This window comes from Priestia sp. MDV22-iso46, from assembly GCF_058629175.1.
The window spans coordinates 1,296,832-1,317,113 of the sequence record NZ_JBZVWT010000001.1 but is presented as its reverse complement, the minus strand read 5'-3'; the positions used below and the strand labels follow the sequence as shown (position 1 = coordinate 1,317,113).

22 protein-coding genes and 3 pseudogenes are annotated in these 20,282 nt (G+C 34.1%); 18 read left to right on the top strand and 7 right to left on the bottom strand.

The window, feature by feature from the left end; genetic code table 11:
- Positions 1–37 precede the first annotated feature (37 nt).
- The 9 genes and pseudogenes from AC4NPH_RS06825 (at position 38) to AC4NPH_RS06785 (ending at position 8,391) form a co-directional block, all read left to right on the top strand.
- The gene (locus AC4NPH_RS06825; RefSeq protein ID WP_013056351.1) at positions 38–796 is read left to right on the top strand and encodes an SDR family NAD(P)-dependent oxidoreductase; all 759 of its coding nucleotides are present in this window, start codon (positions 38–40) and stop codon (positions 794–796) included.
- Positions 797–1,004: 208 nt separating this feature from the next.
- Positions 1,005–1,715, top strand: a complete 711-nt coding sequence (locus AC4NPH_RS06820; RefSeq protein ID WP_053487075.1) for a FadR/GntR family transcriptional regulator — start codon at positions 1,005–1,007, stop codon at positions 1,713–1,715.
- A 712-nt stretch (positions 1,716–2,427) separates the two neighbouring features.
- Positions 2,428–3,759, top strand: coding sequence for an MFS transporter (locus AC4NPH_RS06815; RefSeq protein ID WP_025601763.1), 1,332 nt, complete (start codon positions 2,428–2,430; stop codon positions 3,757–3,759).
- Between the two features lie 106 nt (positions 3,760–3,865).
- The gene (gene pfkA, locus AC4NPH_RS06810) at positions 3,866–4,822 is read left to right on the top strand and encodes a 6-phosphofructokinase (RefSeq protein ID WP_063671151.1); all 957 of its coding nucleotides are present in this window, start codon (positions 3,866–3,868) and stop codon (positions 4,820–4,822) included.
- 114 nt (positions 4,823–4,936) lie between these two features.
- A complete protein-coding gene (locus tag AC4NPH_RS06805) occupies positions 4,937–5,071 on the top strand; it encodes a GapA-binding peptide SR1P (protein WP_107917869.1) in 135 nt (44 codons plus the stop codon).
- A gap of 75 nt (positions 5,072–5,146) precedes the next feature.
- Positions 5,147–5,611 (top strand): ribose 5-phosphate isomerase B, encoded by a 465-nt coding sequence (gene rpiB / locus AC4NPH_RS06800; RefSeq protein WP_013056355.1) that lies wholly within the window; start codon positions 5,147–5,149, stop codon positions 5,609–5,611.
- A gap of 285 nt (positions 5,612–5,896) precedes the next feature.
- Positions 5,897–6,334 carry an NUDIX hydrolase gene (locus AC4NPH_RS06795; protein ID WP_013056356.1) on the top strand — a complete coding sequence of 146 codons (438 nt, stop codon included), beginning with the start codon at positions 5,897–5,899 and terminating at the stop codon, positions 6,332–6,334.
- Positions 6,335–6,438: 104 nt separating this feature from the next.
- Positions 6,439–6,822, top strand: coding sequence for a YkvA family protein (locus AC4NPH_RS06790; protein ID WP_013056357.1), 384 nt, complete (start codon positions 6,439–6,441; stop codon positions 6,820–6,822).
- 100 nt (positions 6,823–6,922) lie between these two features.
- Positions 6,923–8,391, top strand: a pseudogene (locus tag AC4NPH_RS06785) (hypothetical protein).
- A gap of 166 nt (positions 8,392–8,557) precedes the next feature.
- Here the strand turns inward: AC4NPH_RS06785 and AC4NPH_RS06780 are convergent.
- Complete coding sequence (locus AC4NPH_RS06780; RefSeq protein ID WP_098314607.1) at positions 8,558–9,070, bottom strand: DUF2062 domain-containing protein; 513 nt, start codon at positions 9,068–9,070, stop codon at positions 8,558–8,560.
- Between the two features lie 315 nt (positions 9,071–9,385).
- Here AC4NPH_RS06780 and AC4NPH_RS06775 point away from each other — a divergent pair, with 315 nt between their 5' ends.
- Entirely contained in the window at positions 9,386–10,297 is a 912-nt protein-coding gene (locus tag AC4NPH_RS06775) for a C40 family peptidase (protein ID WP_013056360.1), read from the top strand.
- A gap of 145 nt (positions 10,298–10,442) precedes the next feature.
- Complete coding sequence (locus AC4NPH_RS06770) at positions 10,443–11,039, top strand: YdcF family protein (RefSeq protein WP_013056361.1); 597 nt, start codon at positions 10,443–10,445, stop codon at positions 11,037–11,039.
- Positions 11,040–11,151: 112 nt separating this feature from the next.
- Here AC4NPH_RS06770 and AC4NPH_RS06765 read toward each other — a convergent pair whose 3' ends face one another.
- Positions 11,152–11,766 carry a DUF998 domain-containing protein gene (locus tag AC4NPH_RS06765; protein WP_491938670.1) on the bottom strand — a complete coding sequence of 205 codons (615 nt, stop codon included), beginning with the start codon at positions 11,764–11,766 and terminating at the stop codon, positions 11,152–11,154.
- A 274-nt stretch (positions 11,767–12,040) separates the two neighbouring features.
- Positions 12,041–12,475 (bottom strand): diguanylate cyclase, encoded by a 435-nt coding sequence (locus tag AC4NPH_RS06760; RefSeq protein WP_308334254.1) that lies wholly within the window; start codon positions 12,473–12,475, stop codon positions 12,041–12,043.
- A 96-nt stretch (positions 12,476–12,571) separates the two neighbouring features.
- On the opposite strand from AC4NPH_RS06760, the gene AC4NPH_RS06755 reads away from it, so the two are divergent.
- Positions 12,572–13,075: a DinB family protein gene (locus tag AC4NPH_RS06755; RefSeq protein ID WP_308334253.1), complete on the top strand. Its 504-nt coding sequence runs from the start codon at positions 12,572–12,574 to the stop codon at positions 13,073–13,075.
- A 101-nt stretch (positions 13,076–13,176) separates the two neighbouring features.
- Here the strand turns inward: AC4NPH_RS06755 and AC4NPH_RS06750 are convergent.
- Positions 13,177–13,711: pseudogene (locus tag AC4NPH_RS06750) on the bottom strand (GNAT family N-acetyltransferase).
- Between the two features lie 131 nt (positions 13,712–13,842).
- On the opposite strand from AC4NPH_RS06750, the gene AC4NPH_RS06745 reads away from it, so the two are divergent.
- The 6 genes from AC4NPH_RS06745 to AC4NPH_RS06720 all read left to right on the top strand — a co-directional run bounded on the left by AC4NPH_RS06745 (position 13,843) and on the right by AC4NPH_RS06720 (position 18,431).
- Complete coding sequence (locus AC4NPH_RS06745; RefSeq protein ID WP_308334252.1) at positions 13,843–14,148, top strand: hypothetical protein; 306 nt, start codon at positions 13,843–13,845, stop codon at positions 14,146–14,148.
- A 211-nt stretch (positions 14,149–14,359) separates the two neighbouring features.
- Complete coding sequence (locus tag AC4NPH_RS06740) at positions 14,360–14,593, top strand: hypothetical protein (RefSeq protein WP_308334251.1); 234 nt, start codon at positions 14,360–14,362, stop codon at positions 14,591–14,593.
- Between the two features lie 95 nt (positions 14,594–14,688).
- Positions 14,689–15,264, top strand: a complete 576-nt coding sequence (locus AC4NPH_RS06735) for a hypothetical protein (protein ID WP_063671158.1) — start codon at positions 14,689–14,691, stop codon at positions 15,262–15,264.
- A 404-nt stretch (positions 15,265–15,668) separates the two neighbouring features.
- Entirely contained in the window at positions 15,669–16,592 is a 924-nt protein-coding gene (locus AC4NPH_RS06730) for a LysR family transcriptional regulator (protein ID WP_025601740.1), read from the top strand.
- 165 nt (positions 16,593–16,757) lie between these two features.
- A complete protein-coding gene (locus AC4NPH_RS06725) occupies positions 16,758–17,447 on the top strand; it encodes an alpha/beta fold hydrolase (protein ID WP_308334250.1) in 690 nt (229 codons plus the stop codon).
- 570 nt (positions 17,448–18,017) lie between these two features.
- Entirely contained in the window at positions 18,018–18,431 is a 414-nt protein-coding gene (locus tag AC4NPH_RS06720; RefSeq protein WP_491938669.1) for a YjdF family protein, read from the top strand.
- Between the two features lie 41 nt (positions 18,432–18,472).
- On the opposite strand, the gene AC4NPH_RS06715 is transcribed toward AC4NPH_RS06720, so the two are convergent.
- The 3 genes and pseudogenes from AC4NPH_RS06715 to mle all read right to left on the bottom strand — a co-directional run bounded on the left by AC4NPH_RS06715 (position 18,473) and on the right by mle (position 20,200).
- A complete protein-coding gene (locus tag AC4NPH_RS06715; protein ID WP_098314604.1) occupies positions 18,473–19,060 on the bottom strand; it encodes a DUF4825 domain-containing protein in 588 nt (195 codons plus the stop codon).
- Positions 19,061–19,186: 126 nt separating this feature from the next.
- Positions 19,187–19,321: pseudogene (locus AC4NPH_RS06710) on the bottom strand (DDE-type integrase/transposase/recombinase); the annotation flags it as partial.
- A 39-nt stretch (positions 19,322–19,360) separates the two neighbouring features.
- On the bottom strand, positions 19,361–20,200 hold the full coding sequence (gene mle / locus AC4NPH_RS06705; protein WP_057274698.1) for an alpha/beta fold macrolide esterase: 840 nt from the start codon (positions 20,198–20,200) through the stop codon (positions 19,361–19,363).
- Between the last annotated feature and the right edge of the window lie 82 nt (positions 20,201–20,282).

Sequence of the window (20,282 nt, the reverse complement as noted above, 5' to 3'; positions counted from 1 at the left end):
TAAATAGAAGAAGCTAACAAGATGGGGGAAATATAATATGTTTGATTTAAAAGAGAGAGTAGCAATTATTACTGGTAGCGGTTCCAAAAAAGGGATTGGACGTACAATCGCCCTGACACTTGCAGAGCAAGGAGCGGCTGTTGTTATAGCAGATATTAATTTTGATGGTGTTCAGGATACAGTAAATGAAATAAAAGAAGCGGGCGGCAAAGCCTTAGGAATAGAGTTAAATGTAACAAGTAAAGATTCTTGCGATGCGATGGTTAAAAAAACACTTGAAGAATTCGGTAGAATTGATATTTTAATTAATAATGCAGGGATTTCTCAAAAGGTTACCGTTCAAGATATGACGCTTGAAGACATTACGAGAGTGTTTAACGTCAATATGTTTGGGTTGTTTCTATGTACGCAAGCAGTATTAGAAACAATGAAAGATCAAAAGTACGGTCGAATTATAAGCCTGTCTTCTGTTTCAGCTAAAAGAGGTGGAGGCGTGTTTGGGGGGCCTCACTATTCGGCATCTAAGGCAGCAGTGCTAGGTTTTTCAAAGAACTTAGCGCGCGAGGTAGCCTTAGATGGCATTACGGTTAACTGTGTAGCTCCTGGATTGGTTAATACAGAAATTTGGAAGTCCCTTCCTGAAGAAGATGCAAAGTCTGTGATTGATAGTATTCCTATGGGTAGACCGGGTGAAGTGAAAGAAATCGCGGCTACAATTGCCTTTTTAGCTTCAAAAGAAGCTTCTTATATTACAGGAGAAGAAATTGATATAAACGGTGGCTCACATATGGATTAATATTCAGGTTCGTTATACAGGCATGCCATTATGGCATGCCTGTATAGCTGTTCATTGATAAAATCATTAGTAAAATGAGAAACTGACTACATCAATAAGGATTTTTTTGCTAGAAGATGCTAGGCTTGTTGCCCCTAAAAATAGAACAGTATATAATAATTATGTCTACTTAATTATGAATAAAATGAGTTAATAATTATAGAGAGAAGTGATTTCCATTAGTTTTAATCCAGTTTCCAATAATAAATTATATATTCAAATTTATAATCAAATTCTTTCTGAAATTCAATCTGGAGCGTTTCAAGTAGGAGATAAGCTCCCTGCTGAAAGGGAGTTGTGTGAACAATTTGGTGTAAGCCGAGTGCCTGTTAGACAAGCCCTTAGCGCCCTAGAATTGAACGGTTTTATTTATTCTCGTCAAGGAGAAGGTGTATACGTTAAAGAGTTTCAAACAGAAGCTGAAAATTCTCAATCAACACTTTTAACGGAATCTACCTCCCCTGAAGACATTGTAGAAGCAAGAATGAACATAGAGCCTCTTATTGTACGTTTTGCAGCTTTGAGAGCTACAGAAGAAGATATTAAGGAACTGCGCGCAACAATTGATAAGATGGAGGAAGAAACGAACGCAGGGGTGTATGTACCTGAAACAGATGAAGCCCTACATAACGGCATAGCGAAGGCTTCTCATAATGATTTATTTATTAGTATTATGGCAGCTATTAGCAATGCAATGAAGCAGCAGGAAATGTGGAAGTTTATAAGAGATCGAACCGTCACTAGACCTGACTATCGAGAAGTTAATTTTAATGAACATAAATTACTTATTAATGCAATTGAACAACATAATGAAGAAGAAGCTGTGAGAATCATGAATTTTCACATGCGAAATTTGTATGATCGCTATTGGAAAGCTTAATTCCAACTAATTTTTTATTAAACTAATACCAAATACAGAGTCAAAAGGCAGCTAAAGTGTAGCTGTCTTTTTGCTGTTAAAAAGACAGCATAAAATGGGCAAGATTCAGTGTTTTCTTTCCAAACAAACTGTATATTTCTTTTCGTTTTTAATAAAATTCAGAAAATATTTAATCTAATAATTATATTGACAATTGATAGGTATGTAAGTACACTGTTTATATAAGGTAACTTAGTATACAAGTAGCTAAATCTATAAAACGGAGGTAATGTAAATCTTAAAATTCATTATTCTTTACATTCTTTACAGCTCGATATTTTTTGAAGAGATTAGCAGAAGGGTTCGAAAATGTAAGCGTTTTTTACCGTTATTGTACATTACAAATGTTTTGGATTATTAGGATAGAAATTAGAAAGTAGATTTATAGTGTTTTCATATCGCTAGTAAGGTTTTGGTGTATGATATTTTCTAATAGTTCTTACTTTTTTAAATGATAAATAATACAGGGGGATACTTCGCTTTTCATTTTTTTATATTTCCATATGAAAGGGATTACAGAAGTAGGGACTAGATTTACTTAGACTTAGAAATAGATCAATCATCTTTTATATAAACTTTTAATTCTTTCTGTCAATTAGCCTAGAGCAAATACTCAGGTCAAAGACCGAAGAACATGAAGAGGAGAAAGATGGTAACCCAGGGAGGAATTATTTTGGATCCAATTAACTTAGAACGTTCAACTACTAAAAAAGTAACGTTAAGGCTCATTCCATTTCTATTTTTATGTTTTACCATATCTATACTTGATCGAGTAAATATTGGGTTTGCTGCATTACAAATGAATGAAGATTTAGGTTTTTCTAATGCTGTTTTTGGATTAGGGGCAGGGATTTTCTTTCTTGGCTATTTTCTTTTAGAGGTACCTGGCAGTGCTATGATGACGAAGGTTGGGGCTAGAAGATGGATTAGTAGAATCATGATTACATGGGCAGTAATTGCTATTTTGATGGCTTTTATCCAAACACCATGGCAGTTTTATACAGCAAGATTTCTTTTAGGAGTTGCTGAAGCTAGCTTTTATCCTTGTATGGTCTTTTATCTAAGTGGTTTTTATCAAACAAAACATCATGCAAAAGCAATTGCTGGATTTATGATTGCGATCCCTGGTGCTAATGCAATAGGATCTCCTCTTTCTACTTATTTATTAGGTATTGACTGGTTAAACATGGCTGGATGGCAGTGGCTTTTCATTTTGGAAGCGATTCCAGCTTTAATCCTAGGTATTATATGTTTCTTCTATCTTGACGATAAGCTTGAGGATGTAAAATGGTTAACTAACGAGGAGAAGAAATGGTTAATCGACGTTACAACAAAAGAGAAGTTAGAAAAACAGGAAGCCAAACACTATACATTTGCTCAGGCCTTAAAAGATCGTGACGTATTAACTCTATCTTTAGGATACTTTTTCTGGATGGTTGGCTACTATGGCATCGTCATGTTTTTACCGACAATTTCAGAAGGGTTATCTAAAACTACTTCTCTTAGTACACATGCTATGGGGTGGATTTTAGGATTAATGTATGTTTGTGCAATGGTAACCATGATGTTGGTTAGTAACCATTCTGACAAGAAAAATGAAAGACGCTTTCACGTAGTTGCTTGTTTAGTAACAAGCGGCGTCGCATTGATTATTAGTAGCTACGTTGCAAGTACGAACATTGTTTTATCATTTGTATTCTTAACGATCAGTCTTTGCGGAGCGTTCGGAGCATATTCTCCGTTTTGGGCAATTCCACCGTCTTTCTTAACGGAAGCTGCTGCTGCAGGTGCCATCGCTCTTATCAATAGTATTGGTAATCTAGGCGGTTTCTTCGGACCATATATCGTGGGATACATCAAAGATCTAACAGGATCTTTTAATGCTAGTATGACATTTCTAGGTATTAGCATGTTCGTAGCGTCCTTTATCGTAGCTTTTTTATTAAAACAATCAGGAAGAGCTATTAAAAAAAATACAGTCGATCGATTAGAAAAAACTAGTTGATTCTTGTTTGAAAGAAATTTGTACTACTAGGAGGGGCCGACAATTAGTTTCTAGAGGCTGTCGGCCAACTTTCTTACATGGATAAGAATAACAGGGGTGTATGGCAATGATGAAGCTAGGAGTTTTAACAAGTGGCGGAGACGCTCCAGGAATGAATGCTGCTATTAGAGCAGTAGTAAAAACAGCTGATTATCATAACATAGAGGTAATGGGAATCGAGGGTGGTTACCAAGGTTTAATAGAAGGTAAACTTCATAGATTAACCTCTACGGATGTAGACTACATTGCGGATAAAGGAGGGACATTTTTAAAAACCTCCCGTTGCGCAGAATTTATGAAAGAGTCGGGCAGAATAAAAGCCTTAAGTATATTAAAGGATTATGGAATTAATCATTTAGTAGTAATCGGCGGTGAAGGCTCTTTTAAAGGGACACAGAAATTACACGAATTAGGTGTAAATGTCATTGGTATACCGGCAACGATTGATAATGATTTATCTTACACAGATTATTCACTTGGATTTGATACTACTTTAAATACGATATTAGAGTGCCTCGGTAAAATTAAGGATACAGATTTATCTCATGAAAAGACGACGATTGTGGAAGTAATGGGAAGATATTGCGGCGATTTAGCCCTGTACTCTGCTTTAGCAGGCGCAGGAGAAATTATCTCGACACCGGAAAGAAAATTAAGTTTTGAAGAGATATGTTCCAAACTGAACGAGAAAATTAAAAGTGGCAAAAAAGATAACCTAATCCTAATTACTGAAAAAATGTACGATATTCAAGACCTACAAAAATATGTTGAGGATCGATTAGATGTTAGCGTAAGGACAAGTATATTAGGTTTCATTCAAAGAGGAGGGCAGCCATCCGCATTTGATCGTATATTAGCAAGTAAAATGGGGGTTACAGCAGTAGAATTATTACTAAAAGGGTATTCTGGTAGAGCCGTAGGAATTAAAGAAAATGACTTGATTAATGTAGATATTGAAAAAGTTCATTCGAAATTATCTAGTAATGATGATAAATACAGCTTACTGGATACCATTCTAGCTTAAGGATATCTTTTCTAACATACAATGATTTATCAAAATAGAGATAAAACGAATTTGTCTCTAAAGAAATGTATTTGAATACAAACGAATTTTTCTAATAAAAAGGAGGAAATAGACATGAATAAGCAGGTTAATGTAAAACAGGGAACTATCGTTTGTCAAGTATGTGGGAAAGTTATTGAGAATGTAGACAACTCTGAAGGGGTTAAAACATGGTACGGGAAGTGTTCTGAGGATTGTTCTAGGAAATAACGTATCGGTAAAAAGAGACTCCAAAAATCATTAGAATTTTAATTAAGACTATAGCTGAACGAGGAGAGTAATCTTATGAAAGTCATAATTGCTTCAGATCATGGCGGAATAAACATTCGTAAAGAGATTATAAATCTGCTAGGTGAAATGTCCATAATCTATGAAGATCTAGGCTGTGAATGCAGCAGTTCAGTCGATTATCCGGACTATGCGATTCCAGTTGCCAAAAGAGTAGCAAATGGAGAAGCCGATTTTGGAATTTTAATCTGCGGTACGGGAATTGGCATGAGTATTGCCGCTAACAAAGTAAAAGGAATTCGTTGCGCACTCGTTCATGACGTTTTTTCAGCTAAAATGACGCGTGAACATAACGATACGAACATTTTAGCTATGGGGGAACGAGTAATTGGACCAGGTTTAGCTCGCGAAATTACGAAGACTTGGTTAACAACCCAATTTGTCGGGGGCCGTCATGAAAATCGCATCTGTAAAATTACAGAATACGAAAATGTATCAGAATCTTCTCTTGAAAGAAAATAAAGACAGAAAAGGCAAGAATCAATTTGATTCTTGCCCCTTCCTATTATTTCACTTACTGATATGATGATTATATATCCTATCAGAATAGCGAAACTAACCATTCCAATTCTCATACCAGTTAACCTTCCGTAAAAGCAGCTTATTATGACAACACTGAGACTAATTATTTTTGCAATTAAAATAGATATAATAAAATATGCCTGATTTATTCTTGGGAGTTAAAGAAGTTTGTTTGCTGATGAAGAAATCTGTACGGTTAGTATCTATATATAGGAGGAAGCGAATATGCAGGATAAAACGATTATAACAAAAGTTATGGCTTACATAACTAGATTTAATGGTCATCATACAGAGTTATTAGTTTACAAACACAAAGATTATCGAGAAGCAGGAGTTCAAGTTCCAGCAGGTACTGTAGAACAGGGAGAAACAATTGAAGAAGCTTTATATAGGGAGGTCAAAGAAGAATCTGGATTAATGGAGTTTTTATCAGTAACAAAATTGACAACATATGTTTATCATCATGAAGGTAAAAGTCAGTATCATGAACGACATGTTTTTCATTTAGCAGTTAGCGAAGAAGTTCCAGAACACTGGGAACATGAGGTTAATTCTGAAGGTGAAGATGCAGGACTAATCTTTTCGTATTATTGGGTTCCTATTCAAGCTGTTCCCAAACTAGCTGTAAATCAAGATGATTGCATTAATCAGTTATTTTCATAGTTCTAAATTTATTAATAAGAGAAATATGCAGGTATCAAAGAGAATAAAAGTAATTTTATATTACATCAAACCGTCCAGATATATAGCAAAGGAGAATAGGAAACATGCTTAATCAATTAAAGCTGTGGGCTAAAAAGTTAAAAAAGCAGCTATTTATCTTATACTTAGCTTATAAAGATGAACGAGTATCTTGGTATACCAAAGTATTTACTGCTTGTGTTGTTGCATATGCCTTCAGTCCAATCGATTTAATTCCTGATTTTATACCGGTTTTAGGCTATATTGACGATATAATCATTGTTCCTTTAGGAATTATGCTTGCTTTGAAGATGCTACCTACAAGTATTATAGAGGACTGCGCAATAAAAGCAGAAGAGCTCATTCAAAATGAACGACCTAAAAATTGGGTTGCGGGTTCAATTATTATCATAGTATGGCTACTTATTTTTACGTGGAGCTGTTTTACTGTTTTTAAATTATTAAATTGAATGAACTCTTATCAAGAAAAAATATATTAGGTTTACTATCGATCGTTATGATACAAAATGGTAAATGATATATATAATTGAAAGGAGTACATTAGAGCAAATGCAGCAAATTGATATCCAAGAAAAAAAGATAGACAGAGCTCTCTTTCAATTTGTTTTCCCTTTTTCCTTAAAGCAAGGAACAGAATCTACTATCTCCTCTTTTTTAAAAAAGAGCGGATTTAAGCTATTTCAGTTAAATCAACTAGAAGACGAATGTGCATATTACGGCGATTTTAAAGTCTCACATCGTGATATGGAGGCGTATTATTTGTCTTTCACTAATAAGATACTCTTTCCACATTCAGAAAAAGAAAAAGGCCTTCATAGATATTCAAAACCTTTAAATATAAGAGGTAAGTTAATTACAGATACAGAGTGCATTCCTTTTCAAATACACTCTGTTGATTTAACTACATGTCCTTATGAACTTGGGTTTTTAACCATTCGAACTGAGTTGAAACCCTTTACGTCTATGTCATTGTCTCATTCTTTAGAATTCGCAGATCGCTTTCACGTATTAGAACCACGAACACGAAAAGATAGCAGTACAAAAATTGAATGCGATGGCAAGATATACAAGGGAGCAGGGGAATTTGTATTTAACAACCTCTCTGAGGGGCTCTCCCGCTTTTTTGAAGGTGATTCAAAGGAAAATTCTTATTTTGAAACCTTTTCTTTTTTTGAAGATGAAAGAATGTATGTCCAATCTTTAGTGGCATTAGAGAAAAATGAAAAAATCGATGTAGTTGATGTTTATCGAATGGGAAGTCTTTGCGGCTTAACTGTAGAGGGGAAGCCATATGTTCATGCTAATAACCTTCCTTACATTCAAGATTATTTACAAAAACATGCTTATCAGCGCTGGGCTCCTAGCACTTATTTTCTGATAGAAGAACATATTTTTACTTGTATAACGATTCAAGATGAACGTACAACTCCTGATCTAGCTAATCAGTTTTATGGAGAATTTTACTACGGGCTTGTATTAAATCTTTTTCACAAGATCGTTTTATTAAAATTAGCTAATACCTATACAGAGCTAAATATTGAAAAAGACGTGAAAGAAATGAAAAATTAATTTATTCCATTAATTCGTTTACCGCCAATTATTTTTCGCTTGAAATAGTATCTCAGTCCCGAAGCCGTGATATTTTCTATCTTCTTAGGAAAAATTTCAATATTGAGTTGTTATATAAGGAAGCTAAACAATCTCTAGAGAGTTTATTTAGATACCAGGAAAACGTTAACGCGAAAAAAGACAGCCTGTTATTGCTGATTTTGACTCTTTATTCCGTAGTAGGTCAAATGCTTGGAATGGGGCTTGTAGTAAATGATTTTATCGGAAAAATCACATGGAGAAATATACTTGCGTACAATCCTGTAGAATATTTTGCATTAATCCTGGCAGCTAGCGGTGTCATAATTTCTCTGATACTAGGTATACAAAGTTTATATCAATGGATAATTGACCAAAGAAATCGAAAAAAATGGGTGAAACAAACTGTATTATCTTCAACAAAGGAATGAGAGCAGTCCTTTATTTCCTCCATATTTATCTTAAAACAGAAACAACGATCGTATAGCCCATAATTGATAACCATAGGTATCAATTATGGGCTAATTTATCTCTATGCCTTTTTAAAAAATGTTCAGCTATATCGCTTTACAATTAAAAATAAATGTTGAAATTGAGCTAATTATCCGTTTTTTTAGTGTGTTTTTTTACTATCCATTTCTTATAGATGTAGTGTAAGAGGAAGCCTCTGTACTGATTTATAATATAGTAACTAACAATATAGAGTATACTTCCAAACAAAAAGCTATTAAGCAACATTCCCGTTAAAAAATTCTTTCCTACTTTCGCTCCTAGTTCTAGTCGGTTGTCCAAATTTTCATCTGCACTTTGAAATAAAGTTTGATCAAGGTCGATTGGAAATATATATCCTCCCACTACTGTATTCAAGTAAAACATCAACGGAAAGGCCCACATAAAAAACATTCCACCAATGAGACCTGCTATGCTGTTTCCTTTACATAATTTAGCTAAACCTACGGATATTATAAGGCCCAATCCAAAGGTAGGAACAAAGTTCACAACAGAACCTAGACTAAAACCTAGCGCAACTTTATGTGAATGATCTTTTAATCTTAATAGTTTAATAAGTAAGTATTTAAACCGGCGCTTCAAAAATATTAATTTGCTCACATTATTCCTCCTATCTCTTCGCGCTGGCATCCTATCTTTCCTTTTGGTGTCCACCATTACAGAAAGGTGTTTTATTGTATTCAAGATTTAGCGTCACATAATTAAAAAGAAAAATGAGATTCAAGAACAACAGGTTTAACCATTATAAGTATATTTATACTTTATATGACAAAACAAATAATTACCTCCTAATAAATCAAGTGATTTTTGAAAATGTCACAAAAAATTCATAAATAGGTTGCTTCTTTTCTCTTTCTCCCTGCTAAAATTTTATAGTCAAGAACAAGAAAAATATAACATCGGGGGATATACTTAGTGAAAAAGATAATTTCTTCATTAGCTCTATGCTCGTCATTGATTGTTTTACCAACAATAAGCCAGGCAGCTTTAGGAGACAAGCTATTAAAAGAAGGTATGACAGATCCAGACGTAAAAGAATTACAGGATGTTTTAAGACAGAAGGGGATATTTTCAGCTACTTCGACTGGCTATTTTGGTTCAATTACAAAAGATTCAGTTTTAAGCTTTCAGCGTTCTCATAGTTTAACCGCTGATGGAATTGTAGGATCTAATACATATCAAGCGTTAATAGGTAATTCAACAAGTACGGTTACAAACGGTACACTTTTAAAATATGGAATGACTAGTAATGAAGTTGAAAAAGTACAGCAACTGTTAAAGGACAAAGGTTACTTTAACGCCACACCAACAGGATATTTTGGTACAGTTACTCAAACTGCGGTTATGAATTTCCAACGGGATCATGGCTTAGCCGTGGATGGAATAGTAGGTCCGGCTACTTTAAATGCCTTAAATAACGCATCTAGCAGCTCCACTGGTTCTTCAACTGTCAATAGTTCAACGCAAGCGACAGCTAGTGATATTGTTGCTTATTCCAAAAAATTCATAGGCGTACCATATGTTTGGGGAGGAACGTCTCCGAGTGGTTTCGATTGCAGTGGTTTCATTTATTATGTATTTAAAAATGGAGGTGGAGTAACTGTACCGCGAACAGTAGCTACCTTGTATCAGTCAGGAAAAAATACATCTACTCCAAATGTAGGAGATATTGTGTTCTTTGATACTACTGGAGGTCCTTCACATGCTGGAATTTATATTGGAAACGGGCAGTTTATTCATGCTGGAAGTTCAACTGGTGTAACTATTGCATCGTTAAGCAATTCTTACTGGGCACCTCGTTATTTAGGAAGTAAATCTGTCTTCTAATAAACTACAAAGCACTAGTTACCAAGAACGAGAAGGCTAAGATCAAGGTTAAGAATTAAAATTTTTTTGGAGATTACCTTTTTATTTTTATGAATATTGAGCTTTATGATACGATATGAAGTGAACTTTTTAAATGAGGGTCTATATGCAAAAAATTAAAGGTAAAAGGATAAAAATTAGTATATTTATGCTGGGATTAGGGATTATTTTTTTTCTGTTTGCCGGGAAAGAGCTTGTGGTAAACGAAAAGCCGGTAAAATCTGACGTGATTATTGTGTTAAGTGGTGATAATGATCGACTGGAGAAGGGAATTGAATTATATAAAAAAGGCTATGCGGCTCATTTAATCCTTTCGAATGGTCAAGAGAATAATTTTTATCATCAAGCCAAGGAATCAGGGATACCTGAGGATTCAATTATATTAGAAAATCACGCTACAAGTACTACGGAAAACGCTAAATTCACAAAAAGGCTAATGATGAACTATCATTTTCAATCCGCTATCGTTGTTTCTTCCAACTATCATATGAAAAGGGCAGAAAAAAACTTTAATAAAGAATTTAAGGATACCCAAATACAATTAACCTATTGTTCTAGTGGAAGTCGCTATTATAATCCACAGAGGTGGTGGGAAACTGCTTTAAATAGAAAAGTTACCTACACAGAATACGTCAAGCTTATTGGCAATTATTTTGGTTTTAGCGGAAAGAAATCTAAAGAATTATTAAGAGAATTTATCTAACAAAATCGTATAAAAAGTCCATAGGGGATGCCTCTATGGACTTTTTGCTATTTAAAATTACGCGTAGTTGAACGTAATCTTGTAAGCTCATATGAAACGGAATGATAATGGATTACTTGTTTAACATAAAGGAAAGCACGGTGCCCCATATAAAGATTACTAAATAGAATAATCTTTGCAGCAGACCGGTAGGCATAGGAACAAAAAATACAAGCATGATGAGTATGAGGATGACTAGTAAGGAGACTAAACAGCCATAAGTCCAATACTTGCCGCTGGTTAAAGAGGATGCATATATCCAAAGACCAGCTAAAACAGTGATCATGCCAAGTTGAGCGAATATTGAATGCCAAAATAAATTTATATCAGCCGGTATAAAGCCTGAAACAATGTTACCTAAAGCTAATATAAGAATAAAAGCTGTTGCTAGTTGGGTTATTTTTGTTTTCTTTAGGTTTTGTGAAATGTACAGAACACCAATTGAAAGTGTTAATCCGTTTATAATAAACAATACGTTCATCCAGAAATGGTCAGGAGAGCAAATTTCATGAGGTGCAATTGAATAGGTGTAGGTTCCACAAGAAGTTACGCCAAGATCACTCATTGCGTGATTTAAAACACTGTAGGGAGCAGTTGAAGTCAAAATAAAGAAAGGTTCAACTAAAAAATACAAGCAAGTAGTAAACCAGCTTAAAATGCCAACCTTTTTTGATATATACAGAATCATCACCTCTTAAAAAGCGTTATATACGAATTATATATCCAAATAATGTTAAACAGGATGGTCTTGAAGCCTATTTTTATGTAGGGCTTGAGGTTGATGTGAGGAGGGAGGACAAAGTGTTTAAACTTAGAGATGCTTATAGTAGGTTAAGAATAGAAGGACCTCTTTACTAATTTTTTGTAGGAGTAAAGAGGTCCAAAAGCGTCTTAATTAGAAATGAATAGATGCTGATTATGCACCCATACGTAAAGTTAATGTATTCTAAACGCGGTGAAATTCAGGACGTTTTCTCTAGAATTTTATAATCTGATGTTTTTTGAATATCTACATCATATTCATGTGCAAATCTTTCTAATTCCTTAAAAACATTTGGTGGATTAAATAATGCTATTCGCATATTCCACCTGTTTTCTACTTTTACTACTGCTAATTTTGTTTTCCAACTTAACCGTTTAAATACAATTTTTTTAATGTCCGTTGGTTTAACGGTTTTTGCATATACTTTAAACCATAATATATATGTTCCATAGGTTAAAGTATCTTTGTCTATCTGAAATTCATATCCGAGGAAAAGGGAAAGAAACGAACAAAGGATAGCAAAAAGAAGTAAAAAATCAAGTGCTTTATATTGAACTGCTTGAATGAGTAATAAATTATTTAAAAGTAATAAAGGAAAAACAATAGTTTTTTGAGCAGTAGCTTTAAATAACATAGAATCTCCTTTCTTTAGTAAATAAGCCAACTGGTTTTTTCTATGATATTATTTAAGTGTTAATTTAGATTAGATTTATATTAGGAGGTTTTTTACATGTATAACACCATTTCAGATTTTATCAAAGAATGGAACAGCGAAGCCACGCTAACTCAAAAAGTTTTGGATAGCTTGACAGATGATTCGTTGAAACAACAAGTTTACCCTGAAGGACGTACGTTAGGAAGAATCGCTTGGCATTTTACAACAAATGTTCCAGATTACCTAACTGAGTTTGGATTAAGTATAGACAGGATAGAAAGTACAGCAAGCGTTCCATCTTCTGCCCAGGAAATCGCTATAACCTTCAAAAATGTAAGTTCTCACGCTGCTAAAATTATTGAACAGCAATGGACAGATGAATCTTTAGAACATACGCAAGAAGCGTTTGGTAGAAAGCAATCAAATGCGGCAATCTTAATGGGACTAATCAAGCATATTGTTCATCACCGAGGTCAAATTACAGTTCTTATGCGTCAAGCAGGCCTAAAACCTGCTGGAGTTTATGGACCTCCAAAAGAAGATTGGGTTCATTTAGGTGTGGAAAACCCACCGCTTTAATAATATCAGGTAAATCAAAGAGAGGCTGTCCACAGAAAATACTATAAAATTATTTTCCGGACAACCTCTCTTTACGTAAAACCTAATTAATCAGTTAGTACTTACTCTGAAAAAGCCTTTGAATAATGCACAACACCTTGCACATTTTTTAGTGATTCCTCTGTTAACTCTAGGGTCATAAAGAATTCTTCAGGTACGTCAAATGGAGCATATATATTCCATGAGCTAGCTGGTTTAAATCCAAACTTTGGATAGTAATCTTTGTGTCCTAAAACGATTACTGAATCATAACCAAGCTCTTTTGCACGTTTTAACGCAGCGTGTATTAATCGGCTCCCAACTCCTCGTTTCTGGTACTGGGGTGCAACTGAAACTGGAGCAAGTGCCAAAGAATCGATAGAGTTATCACCATCTATAATTGTTATCTTAGATAAAAGAATATGACCTATAATATCTCGATTCTGATTGAATGCGACTAATGAAAGTTCAGGAATAAAGGCATCTGACTTTCTAATCCGTTTTACAAGTAAATGTTCTTTCTTATCGCTGTATTCTTCATTTAAAAAAAGCGCTTTTCACAACTTCTTCAGTTTTATTATATTCTTCAGTGAGTTCTTGTTTAATTAAGATATCCATAATTAGTATGTATATATTTTATAGTGTTATATTTTATGAGTCCACCTTTAATACATAATATTTGTAAATTATATATGGTAAAATATACTATATATGTTAAATTAGAGTGTGTAAAGAAGGGGTAATATCAGATGTTGCACGTATTATTTATATGTTTAGTAAGCTGCTTCATTATTTATATTGGAAAACGTGTATGGAAAAAAGGTAATACTAATTTCATTGCTGGGTATGGAAAGATATTTACACCTAAGGATGAAAAACAGCTCGCTAAAGGAATTGGCCTTATTATTATGTTATTTGGCTTTGAATCTATAATATTTTCTATTCTCTCTTTGTTTTTTGAAGGGCTTGGCTTTTATTATGGATTGCTGATTGCATTAAACTTCTTCGCTATATTTGGACTTATGATAAAGGATCAGGTGCAGGGAAAATCCTAAGGGGGAGAAAAAGATTAATAAAAATATTCGGCTTATGATTGGTTTAATCAGCACTATTATCCTGTGTTTTTATGGAGTAAGAGGTTTATTCATACATGAAATAATACCGTTTTTTTCTTATCTCTTTGCGGTAGGTGGAGCTATTTCCACCATTGCTCTTATCTGGGAATTAAAAAGGAAGGATGCAGCTTAAATTGAAAGGAGTCATGATGTGAAATACGATAATATGTTTAACACAAAGCCTTTAAGTGATACATATGGAAATTATGAGTGCACGGAGATGGCTGATCAAACAAAGTATGACTCTAAGAAATATTTTAGAGCCTTTGGTAAAACACAAAATGGGGATTTTGTTTATGCTATTAAAGGTGATCCTAAGCATAAACAAGCGCTGCTAATTGAAAACACGGAGATGCCTGTGTGGTTTTTGTATTCTCGTCAATAAAGGTGCTAAAGTGTCTACAAAATCCATTATGTTAATTAAAGAGGATGTATTATTTTTCTCTTGAAATATAGTTGGAATAAAGAAGGGGCTGCATTATGAAAAAGTTCTCTCTTAGTTTATTTATTGCTTTTCTAGTATTTATAATTTCAGCTTGTTCAAATACACAGTATGTAAACAATGTCGAGCACTTAAAATTACAAAAAACAGAGGTAAGGCTAACAGATGATAAAAAAATCGTTGGGGAGATGATAGTACCTGATAAAAAGAATAAAAGTAAACGTATCGTTCCAACCGAGTTATACTATACATTCACGATGGAAAACACGTCCAATAATATTATGGCTCTCTCTGATCTTGATAAAACAAAACTTCGCATAGAACCAGATAAGGAGTTAGTGTCAGCTGTAAAAGAAGCAATTGGTTCAAATATTTATGATATGGATAACAGTAAGTTAGGGTTTGGTATGAGTATAGGAGAGATCCTATCTAAAGGAACCAGTAAATTTACTCTTAATTATACCTTAGGAGCAAAACAAAAAAATAATGAATTACCTCTTTTGCCAACTGAAGAAAAACTAAAAAAGTTACAAGCTAATGCGTTAAAGGGTACACTCATTATCTCCCAAGATGGAAAGGATATTGCCAAATTCAGATTAGATTCAAGTCAATAAACATGATTTTAAATTTAAATAGGCTAATAGCTTGCTAACTCTGACGATATACAGAGTTAGCGGACTATTGTTTTTATATTTAAGCGCTTGTAGGTGGATTTATTTTATATAGCTTTTTTAACCAAAAATAAAATTGATTAGCCTTACTTATTTAGTTATAATAAGCGCTCGAATAATTTCATTCCAATAGTATTTGAAGTTTTTTTCACCTATATCTTTTTGTGTTAAACTGATTGATTCCTTTTTATTCTCTTTTCTTGTAGTCATTATGATTTCCCCTTATCTCTTTATATTTAGTATATTGTGGTTTGATTTACCATATTTTATAATGAAATTAGCAATCGTTACAGATGAACATTACGATTGAATCAATCGGAATATCCGATTATACAGAGGTGAGGACAATCGAAATAAAACAACTAATTACATTTAAAACAGCTGCAGAAAATTTAAATTTTACATATACAGCTAAAATTTTGAACTTTGCTCAATCAAGCGTTACCGCTCAAATAAAAGCTCTTGAGAATGAACTTGAAACGCCTTTATTTGAACGTTTAGGGAAACGCTTGGTTTTAACAGAGGCAGGTAGAGAATTTAAAAGATACGCTGATAAAATGATTCAATTGACTAAGGAAGCAAAAAACGCTGTAAGTGGAGTGGAGGAGCCTGCGGGTACACTTATTATTGGATCTTCTGAAAGCCAGTGCACGTATAGGTTACCTCCAATATTAAAAGAGTTTAAGGATCAATTTCCAAAGGTTAAAATGATTTTTAAGCCCATTTACTCTCAAGCACAAACAAGAGCGCAGCTACTAGACGGCACTCTTGATATCGCCTTTACAATGGAGCCTATTCAGCATCATGATGCAAATCTACATACACAATGTCTTGTTGCAGAAGACTTAAAAATTATTGCTTCTCCTCAGCATCCTTTAGCTGATAAAGCGGATATCTACTTAGAAGAGCTTGAAAATGAGACTCTTTTGTATACTGAGTCGGGGTGTTCATACCGGGTAGTATTGGAAAACTTGTTTCGCGAGGCGGGTATTTGTACATCAACTAAATTTGAATTTGCAAGCGTGGAAGCTATTAAGCAATGCGTCATGCTAGATTTAGGTATTGCCATATTGCCCGAAGTAGTAGTAAAAGGAGAGCTTGAGAAAGGCATATTAAAAGAATTGGCTTGTACTAAAGTTGATACGCCTCTTTATACACAAATGTTTTGGCATAAAGATAAATTTATGTCTCTTCCTTTACAATCTTTTATTCAATTGGCTTGCAGTACTTTTGGTTTAAATTATATAGGTATCGAAAGTAAAAAACTCTAGGTGCATTATGCTGACTAAAGAATTAAATAGGATCCATAAAATAATCTAATATCTTTCCCAATAAGATAAGAGGTGAAGGAAATCTTCATTCCTTCACTAATATATAGATGAACCTTAATAAACTAGATTTTAATTGGTGAAATCTGAGTTAGGAGTTGATCTGATTTGGAAATGAGAGTAAATCAAATCGAACTAAATGGTTTAACATTTCAATATCGAGAGGCGGGTGAAGCTTCAGCACCCGCCATTATTGCACTTCACGCTTTGGGAATGAGTGCAGAGTCTTGGGATGAAGTAGCAGCTGTATTAGGGAAGGAATATTGGTTTTTAGCTTTAGATCAGCGAGGACACGGTGGAAGTGAGAGAACCGGCACCTATACGTTTGAACTTATGTGCGATGACTTATTTCAGTTTGTAAATGCGATGAATTTGGAGAGCTTTACGTTGATTGGGCATTCTATGGGTGGGACGGTGTCCTATCTTTTTTCTGAAACATTTCCAGAAAGGGTAGATCAATTGATTGTTGAAGACACTCCTCCACCTTTTACAGGAGAAAAGTTTGAAACTCCTGCCAAACCGCCTGGTTCTTTACCGTTTGACTGGGAGGTTGTACCTTCAATTCTTCAACAGTTAAACAACCCCAATCCTAAATGGTGGGGAAGTCTTACAGAGATAATTGCACCTACTCTCATCATAGGAGGAGGATCCAGCCATATTCCTCAAGATAAATTACAGGAAGTTTCTAAGCGCATTCCAAATTGTAAATTAGTAACGATAGAAGGGGCTGGACATGAGGTGCATGTAGGAAACTTATCCGCTTTTTTAACTGCTGTGAAAAGCTTCCTTGCTTCGTGACTTTCTGGATCTTTTATTTAATTTGAAAGACTGTTTAAGTAAATAGCATTTTTAAAAGTTATTAAACTTTTATAGAAAGGGAGACTATACGTTAGTCTCCCTTTTAATCTGTACATATGTTAATATATATCTTATATGTAATAAAATTCATAATTAAATAATTTTTATGGAAGATAAATAAATGCCTTTTAATAGTTATAGGGAATGCTATAACTCATTAAATGAGCATTTTTGAAAGGAGAAGAATTTCTTGTTGAAATTTATAGAAAAAGGTTTTTTCTATGGCCTTATTTTAGGAGGATCAATGGGTTCTTTGTAATCCCATATAAAGAAGTTGAATCAGTCGGTGATGGTGCAACAGAAACAACTTATTTAAACCTTAGTGATTTTATTATTCATTTAATTCGTTTTAGGGTAGTGATATTAAATAGCTTTATGTTAAAATTTGTATATGGGATGTAAAAACACAATTCGGTTGGTAGTCCGGATGCATTAATATATTAATGTCAGTGACCTTCCCCTCCTCGGGATGTCCATCATTTCATAGTATGTTTAGAGGAGGGAATCGTTATGTCACTAACGATTTACCATGATGGTCAGTTTTGGGTAGGAATTATTGAAGTTGTAGAAGGCGGTAAGTTAAAAGCATTTCGTTATGTGTTTGGAGCAGAACCAAAAGATACAGAGATATTAGACTTTATTAATTCCAGATTGCTAGAGGTGATCAATCAATCAGTTCATACAGGTCTTGATGTGAAAATAAAATCTAATAAAAAGGTAAATCCAAAACGCTTACAGCGCCAAGTAGCAAAAGAGATAAATAATGTTGGTATTTCGACTAAAGCTCAAGAAGCCGTGAAGAAGGAGTACGAAGAAAAGAAAAAAGGTAGAAAAAAGAAAGCTAAACAATATCGTGAAGAGCTGAAGGAACAAAAGTATTTTATAAGAAAACAAAAGGCAAAAGCCAAGCACAAAGGCAAATAGAAAACAAATAAAGAGCCTTGCATAAGGCTCTTTATTTGTTATTATTTTTTTATGATAGGAACATTCTTAAAGAATTGTTGTCGAATAGCTGCCGATTTAGCTGTTTTATTTATCTTTTCTTTATTATGATCTATAAATTGCTGTGCTTTTTCTTTATCAAATAACTCATTGCTATCTGGTAAAGTTTGAATGTTTTTGGAAATGAATTGTTTCATTTCTTGCCTAGATACTGAGAATTTCTGATCATCTATTTTAAAACTGTACCCTCCAGCATTAGGTATTAGTATCGTTAAATAAATAGCATTATAAAGAAAGTTTTTCTCAAGTGTATCCTTACCGTCGAACCAATATTTTAATATTTCATCTTCTGATAAAGAGCCCTCTTTAGTACCATACATTATTTTTGGTGTTTTATTATGTAAATCAATTTCTTTAAATGTTTCTCCTCCAGGCAACGCCCCTATGATAGCTACTACGTTAGAATTATCTCCAACATAAGTTCCACTGTGATCTTTAAGTTTTTTTACATCAACATTGTTAATACTTGTGACTTCTTCTTTTTGAGAACAGCCTGTTATGCTTACAAGGATTAATAAGATTAAACAAAAAAACACCTTAAAATATTTCATAAAAACCTCCATTTTATTACTTAAATAACTTTATATGGATATTATAAGGAATATCAGTGTATCGTAAATGTGATGTTTTGAAAAGGTGTAGGTAGTTTTGTACAAAACACCCTTTGCTGTAGGGGATGTTTTGTCTACTGTCAGTAGAAGAAAATTTGAAACATAAAAAGACCTCAAAGCTTTCTTAAAAAAGCGCTTTGAAGTCTTCATGTCTCTTGGTTTACTTAGATAAAAATCAATTGAATTTTCTTCTGAATTAACGACTTTCCTTTTGGTTTTAGTATGCAAACCAGTTTATTTTTAGGAGCTAATCCCTACAATTGATTGGATAATTTGTTCCCAGTCCTCGCTATGAACTTCATGTCCTGTACCTTCAAGAGCTATTAATTTAGCATGAGAAATAGCTTTTGCAAGAGCAAGCCCATGTTCATACGGCAGTGCGGGGTCTTTTGTTCCATGAATGATCAGCGTAGGTATGTTAATTTCACTCAGCCTGTCATAATATTGTCCGCCTCCTTGAAGCAAAGCATGATTAAATCTACTCGGCAGCTGTTTAGCACGGGCAGCTTCTCTTTCTGCTAGCTTATACATTCTTTCCTCTTCATAAGGTTTTGTCCCACTTAAAATTTCCCATCCACCTGCAAGGTAGGGAACGGTTTCCTCTTGATTTGACCAGTCTATGGAAGTGCTCTTCGTGTGGTAATCAAGTATCTGCTGATCCATTGGGGGCAATTTTTCCGCCTCCGTTCCAAATACGCTTGATGCAATTAAAGTAAGGGAGTCTATGCGATCCGGATATCTAAGAGCAAGAATCTGACCTATCATTCCGCCCAAAGACATTCCAACAATATGAGCTTTTTCTATAGAATAAGCGTCTAAAACACCAATTGCGTCATCAGCCATATCCGTTATTGTATAGTTAGAAGTACCGGGTGGATAAGTGGTAGATCGCCCTAAATCACGATGGTCGTAACGAATAACAAATCTCTCCCGTTCGGCAAGACGAAGACAGAAGTCTTCATCCCACCAATCTAACGAAGACATTGCTCCCATTATTAGCAGTACAGCCGGGTTGTTAGGGTTTCCAAAACTTTCTGTACAAATTTCCACGTTGTTAATTTTCAGTATCTGTTCATTCATTCGTGTACCTCCTTTTAAATGTTAGAGAAATGAAAAGCAGCCCTTTATTAAGTTCTCTAAAATAAGGATATTTCCTTTTGAA